Source organism: Paracoccus thiocyanatus (genome assembly GCF_900156255.1).
GTDB classification, from domain to species: domain Bacteria; phylum Pseudomonadota; class Alphaproteobacteria; order Rhodobacterales; family Rhodobacteraceae; genus Paracoccus; species Paracoccus thiocyanatus.
The window spans coordinates 295,105-301,264 of the sequence record NZ_FTMK01000002.1 but is presented as its reverse complement, the minus strand read 5'-3'; the positions used below and the strand labels follow the sequence as shown (position 1 = coordinate 301,264).

Here is a 6,160-nt window from a genome sequence, read left to right as displayed (position 1 = left end):
CCTCTGGAAAGAAGATTGCCCCGCCGCCTTGGCCCGCAACGACATCCTGAGGGCAACCCAGCGCCTCGGCCGGACGATCTGGAAAAGGTGGTCCGGCTATCATGTCCGCAGCCGGGTCGAGGCCCGGATGAGGAATCTGAAATCCTTCGGCGAGCGGATCGCGTCGAGGGACCCCGACCGCCAGACAGCCGAGATCCACATCCGCGTCGCCCTGATGAACCGCTTCAACGCCCTCGGCACCGCCGAGATCGAACGCGTGGCCTGACCTCAGCTGGGGAAAGGGCCATCATGTCCTGAAGCCGACTTCTGCAACAATGCCTCCTCGTGCTGCTGATGATGGGGCTTTACAGCTTCAGCCGGCTGGCGGTGACGGCCATGCCGAATATCGATCTGCCGCTGGTCAGCGTCGTCGTCAGCCAGCCGGGCGCCGCGCCCAGCGAACTGACCCGGCAGGTGATCCAGCCGATCGAGGATTCCATCGCCTCGATCACCGGGGTGCGGCACATCACCTCGTCCGCGACCGACAGTTCGGCGCGGATCTATGTCGAGTTCGAACTGGAAACCGATACCGACCGGGCGGTGAACGACGTCAAGGACGCGGTGGCCAATGTCCGCGCCGACCTGCCCGAATCCATCGTCGAGCCGCTGGTCCACCGCATAGATGTCAGCGGCATGGCGATCCTGACCTATGCCGTCAGCAATCCGGCCATGAGCATCGAGGGGCTGTCGGATTTCGTCGACGACGTGGTGTCGCGCGACCTGTCGACCGTGCCGGGCGTGGCCAGCATCACCCGCATCGGCGGCGCCGACCGCCAGATCAACGTGGACCTGGACCCGGACCGCATCATGGCCCTGGGGCTGACGGCGGCCGAGATATCCGAGCAGTTGCGGGCCAAGAACATCGACATGGGCGGCGGGCGCGGCGACCTGGCGGGCACGGAATATTCCATCCGCGCGCTGGGATCGGCCGATGACGTGGCGCGGCTGGCGGCGACGCCGATCCTGATCGGCGGCGGCGAGGCGGGCGGGCGCACCGTGCGGCTGGACCAGCTTGGCCGCGTCAGCGACGGCGCCAGCGAGGAACGCAGCTTCGCGCTGCTGGACGGCCAGCCGGTGGTGGCCTTCGGGGTGTTTCGCGCCAGCGGCGAATCCGATCTGGAGGCCGGCGACGGCACCAAGGCCCGCATCGCCGAGATCGAGGCGCGCAATCCCGGCACCCGGATCACCCTGATCGACGATGCGACGACCTATACCTCGGGCAGCTACCATTCCACCATGGAGACGCTTTACGAGGGCGCGGCGCTGGCGGTGCTGGTGGTGTTCCTGTTCCTGCGCAACTGGCGCGCGACGCTGATCGCCGCGGTGGCGCTGCCGCTGTCGATCATCCCGACCTTTTTCGTGATGCACTGGCTGGGGTTCACGCTGAACGGCATCAGCCTGCTTGCGATCACGCTTGTCACCGGCATCCTGGTCGATGACGCCATCGTCGAGATCGAGAACATCGTGCGGCATATCAATATGGGCGTCCCCGCCTATGAGGCCAGCATGGAGGCCGCGAACGAGATCGGCCTGACCGTCATCGCCATCAGCTTTTCCATCGTCGCGGTCTTTGCCCCGGTCAGCTTCATGGGCGGGATTCCGGGGCAGTATTTCAAGCAGTTCGGGCTGACCGTCGCGGTCTCGGTGCTGTTCTCGCTTCTGGTGGCGCGGCTGATCACGCCGATGCTGGCCGCCTATCTGCTGCGCGATTCCATGCGCCTGGCCGAGGAACGCGACGGGCCGGTGCTGCGCGGGCTGATGGCGGTGCTGGCCTGGACGCTGCGCCATCGCGGGCTGACGCTGCTGATGGGGCTGGGGGTTTTCGCCGGCTCGATCTATTCCGCCACGCTGCTGCCGACCGAGTTCATCCCGGCGTCGGACGTGGGCCGCAGCCAGATCAGCATCGAATTGCCGCCCGGCGCGACGGTGTCTGAAACCGAAGCCGCGGCACGGATGATCTCGGCCCGTATCGAGGCGGTGCCCGAGGTGCGCTCGGTCTTCGTCAATGGCGGCGAGGAGGACGTGGCCAAGGCCAAGCTGATGGTCAATTACGGCCCCAAGGAGGAACGCGAGCGGTCGAGCTTCGTCATCGAGGACGCGCTGAAGGCCGACCTGTCGCAGATCCCCGACCTGCGGATCAGTTTCCAGAACCAGGAGGGGAATGCCGACCTGTCCATTTCGGTCCTGGGCGACAGCGAGGCGGGCGCGGCCGAGGCGGCCGAGCGGCTGATGGCGGCGATGAAGACCCTGCCCACGCTGGAAGGGGTGACGTCATCGGCCAGCCTGCAACGCCCCGAGATCCAGGTCCAACCCCGTCCCGAGGTCGCGGCCCAGCTCGGCGTGACCGCCAGTGCGCTGGCGACGACGCTGCGGGTGGCGACGCTGGGCGACACGGAATCGAACCTGGCCAAGTTCAACACCGGCGACAAGCAGATCCCGATCATGGTGCGGCTGGACGAATCCGCCCGCCGCGACCTGATGACGGTGCGCAACCTGCGGGTGCCCAGCTCGGCCGGGCAGGTGCCGCTGGAGGTGGTGGCGGATGTCGCGATCTCGGCCGGGGCGACCGAGATCGGCCGCTACGACCGGCGCTATCGCACCACGGTGTCGGGCAACCTGGCGGGCGGCGCGCTGCTGGGGCCGGTGAACGCGCAGGTGACGGCCTTGCAGAGCCGGGTCGAACTGCCGGCGGGGACCGAGATCCAGCCCTCGGGCGATGCCGAGATCATGGGCGAGGTGTTTCAGGCCTTTACCGTGGCGATGGTGTCGGGGGTGGTGCTGACCTATGTGGTGCTGGTGCTGCTGTTTCAGAATTTCGTCACCCCGGTTTCCATCCTGATGTCGCTGCCCCTGGCCATCGGCGGCGCGATCCTGGCGCTGTTCCTGACCGGGCATTCGATCAGCATGGCGGTGGTCATCGGTTTTCTGATGCTGATGGGGATCGTGACCAAGAACGCCATCATGCTGGTGGAATTCGCGATCAGCGCCATCGACCGGGGGTTGGAAAAGCGCGAGGCGATCCTGGACGCGGTCCACAAGCGCGCCCGGCCTATCGTGATGACCACCATCGCCATGACGGCCGGCATGGTGCCATCGGCCATCGGCACGGGCGAAGGGGCCGAGTTCAGCGCGCCCATGGCCATCGCGGTGATCGGGGGCTTGCTGCTGTCGACGCTGCTGTCGCTGCTGTTCGTGCCCTCGCTGTTTTCCGTCATCCATGGCGGGCAGGTGCGGATCGGCGGCTGGCTGAGGCGCAGGATCGGGCTGAACGCGGCCAGGACCGCGGCGGAAAGCTAGGGCGGCTGCCGGGGGCTGTCTGCCCCCGGACCCCCGAGGATATTTCGACACGAAAGAAAAGGGGCCGCGTTACGGCCCCCCTTTGCGTTACCGTTGGTGCGCCGTTCAGGCCAGCATGCCCATCGGGTTTTCCAGATGCCGGATGATGGCCTCTAGCAACTGGGCGCCAAGCGCGCCGTCGATCACCCGGTGGTCGACGGAAAGCGTCATGGACATGAGGTTGCGGATCACCACCTCGCCATTCTCGGCCACCGGGGTCGGGATGCCGGCGCCGACGGCCAGGATCGCGCCATGCGGCGGGTTGATCACCGCGTCGAAATTCTCGATCCCGAACATGCCGAGATTCGAGATGGCGAAGCTACCGCCCTGGTATTCGTGGGGTGCAAGCTTTTTCGTCTTGGCGCGGCTGGCCAGGTCCTTCATCTCGGCCGAGAGGGTCGAGAGGGTCTTTTGCTGCGCGTCCTTGAGAACCGGGGTGAAGAGCCCGCCTTCGACCGCGACCGCCACGGCCACGTCGGACGGCTTCAGCTTGAGGATGCGGTCGCCGGCCCAGACGGCATTGGCATCGGGCACCTCTTGCAGGGCCAGCGCGCAGGCCTTGATGATGAAGTCGTTGACCGACAGTTTCACGCCCCGCGATTCAAGCTGCTTGTTCAGCATGGCGCGGAACTTCATCAGCTCGTCGAGCTTGGCGGACCGGCGCAGGTAGAAATGCGGGATGGTCTGCTTGGCTTCGGAAAGCCGCGCGGCGATGGTGCGGCGCATGCCGTCGAGCGCCACTTCCTCGGTTTCGCGGTCGGCATAGAGCTTGAGGACGGTTTCCGCGGAGGGACCGGTCGGGGCCGCGGCTGCCGCGGGGGCCTGGTCGGCTTTCGGCGTCTGGGCGTCGGCCGGCTTGGCCGTGCCGGGCTGGGCGGCTTCGACATCGGCCTTGACGATGCGGCCATGCGGGCCCGAGCCCTGGACCGCGCCGAGGTCGATGCCTTTTTCCGCCGCGATGCGCCGCGCAAGCGGCGAGGCGAAGACGCGCTCGCCGCTGGCCGATTTCGCCGCGGCCGCGACTGGTGTCGCGGCTGCGGCGGGGGTCGCGTCGGCTTTCGGGGCCTCGGGCTGTGTGTCCTGCTTGGGCGCGGCCTCTGCCTTGGGTGCTGCGCCGATGTCATCGGCGGATTCGCCTTCTTCCAGCAGCACGGCGATGGGGGTGTTGACCTTGACCCCCGCCGTGCCCTCGGTCACCAGCAGCTTGCCGACGGTGCCTTCGTCGACGGCCTCGAACTCCATCGTGGCCTTGTCGGTTTCGATCTCGGCGAGGATGTCGCCGGATTTGACCGCGTCCCCCTCCTTGACCAGCCATTTGGCCAGCGTGCCTTCCTCCATGGTCGGCGACAGGGCGGGCATCAGGATTTCGGTCGGCATCTTCTGCCCTCCCTCAGCGATAGGTGACTTTTTTCACCGCCTCGACCACCTCGGCGGCGGTGATCAGCGCGTGTTTTTCCAGGTTCGCGGCATAGGGCATCGGCACGTCCTTGCCGGTGCAGTTGATCACCGGCGCGTCCAGCCAGTCGAAGGCGTTCTCCATCAGATGCGCCGAAATGTGGTTGCCGATGGCGCCGACCGGGAAGCCTTCTTCCACCGTCACGCAGCGGTTGGTCTTTTTCACCGAGGCGATGACCGTGGCATAGTCGATGGGGCGCAGGGTGCGCAGGTCGATCACCTCGGCTTCGATGCCATCGGCGGCCAGGGTCTCGGCCGCTTCCAGCGCATGGGCCATGCCGATGCCGAAGCTGACAATGGTCACGTCGCGGCCGGGGCGCGCGATGCTGGCCTTGCCGAAGGGGATGGTGAAATCGGGCAGGTCCGGCACTTCGAAGCTGCGGCCGTAGAGGATTTCGTTTTCCAGGAAGATCACCGGGTTCGGGTCGCGGATCGCGGTCTTGAGCAAGCCCTTGGCGTCGGCGGCCGAATAGGGCATCACCACCTTGAGGCCGGGGATCTGCGCATACCAGGCCGCGTAATCCTGGCTGTGCTGGGCCGCGACGCGGGCGGCGGCGCCGTTCGGGCCGCGGAAGACGATCGGGCAGCCCATCTGGCCGCCGGACATGTAAAGCGTCTTGGCGGCCGAGTTGATGATATGGTCGATGGCCTGCATGGCGAAGTTGAAGGTCATGAACTCGACGATGGGACGCAGCCCGGCCAAGGCCGCGCCGGTGCCGATGCCGGCAAAGCCGTATTCGCTGATCGGGGTGTCCACGACGCGGCGCGGGCCGAAACGGTCCAGCAGGCCCTGGCTGATCTTGTAGGCGCCCTGGTATTCGCCGACCTCTTCGCCCATCAGGAAGACGGTGGGATCGCGCTCCATTTCTTCGGCCATGGCTTCGCGCAGCGCCTCGCGTACGGTCATCGTGCGGGTGGGCGTGCCTTCCGGCCAGTCGGGGCTTTGGTCGGGCTCGGGGGTGGCCACGGCCTCGACCGCGGATTGGGCGGGGGCGTCGCTTTGCGCGGGCGGCTTTTCGGCCTGGGGTTCCGAGGCGGACTTGGCCGAGGCGGGCAGCTTGGCGTCGTCGGCGGTCTCGCCCTCTTCGAGCAGCAGGGCGATGGGGGTGTTCACCTTGACCCCCTGGGCGCCCGCCTCGACCAGCAGCTTGCCGACGATGCCTTCGTCCACCGCCTCGAATTCCATCGTGGCCTTGTCGGTCTCGATCTCGGCCAGGATGTCGCCGGATTTCACGTTATCGCCTTCCTTGACCAGCCATTTGGCCAGCGTCCCTTCCTCCATGGTCGGCGACAGGGCGGGCATCAGGATTTCGGTTGCCATGGTTCCCTC

The 6,160-nt window shown here is 66.9% G+C and carries 3 protein-coding genes and 1 pseudogene; 2 read left to right on the top strand and 2 right to left on the bottom strand.

Features of this window, described 5'->3' with window-relative positions; all coding sequences use genetic code 11:
* Together F3H32_RS02810 and F3H32_RS02805 are read left to right on the top strand one after the other, a co-directional pair.
* Positions 1 to 265: pseudogene (locus F3H32_RS02810) on the top strand (IS5/IS1182 family transposase); the annotation flags it as partial.
* Between the two features lie 59 nt (positions 266 to 324).
* Complete coding sequence (locus F3H32_RS02805) at positions 325 to 3,336, top strand: efflux RND transporter permease subunit (RefSeq protein ID WP_262494978.1); 3,012 nt, start codon at positions 325 to 327, stop codon at positions 3,334 to 3,336.
* A 105-nt stretch (positions 3,337 to 3,441) separates the two neighbouring features.
* Here F3H32_RS02805 and F3H32_RS02800 read toward each other — a convergent pair whose 3' ends face one another.
* Together F3H32_RS02800 and F3H32_RS02795 are read right to left on the bottom strand one after the other, a co-directional pair.
* Positions 3,442 to 4,752, bottom strand: coding sequence for a pyruvate dehydrogenase complex dihydrolipoamide acetyltransferase (locus tag F3H32_RS02800; protein WP_149764202.1), 1,311 nt, complete (start codon positions 4,750 to 4,752; stop codon positions 3,442 to 3,444).
* Positions 4,753 to 4,765: 13 nt separating this feature from the next.
* Positions 4,766 to 6,151: a pyruvate dehydrogenase complex E1 component subunit beta gene (locus tag F3H32_RS02795; RefSeq protein ID WP_149764199.1), complete on the bottom strand. Its 1,386-nt coding sequence runs from the start codon at positions 6,149 to 6,151 to the stop codon at positions 4,766 to 4,768.
* Positions 6,152 to 6,160: the final 9 nt, after the last annotated feature.

What these genes read in the sequence shown, in the direction of transcription:
- F3H32_RS02795 (WP_149764199.1), bottom strand. Translation starts at nt 6,151, where the DNA reads ATGGCAACCGAAATCCTGATGCCCGCCCTGTCGCCGACCATGGAGGAA.
- F3H32_RS02800 (WP_149764202.1), bottom strand. Translation starts at nt 4,752, where the DNA reads ATGCCGACCGAAATCCTGATGCCCGCCCTGTCGCCGACCATGGAGGAA.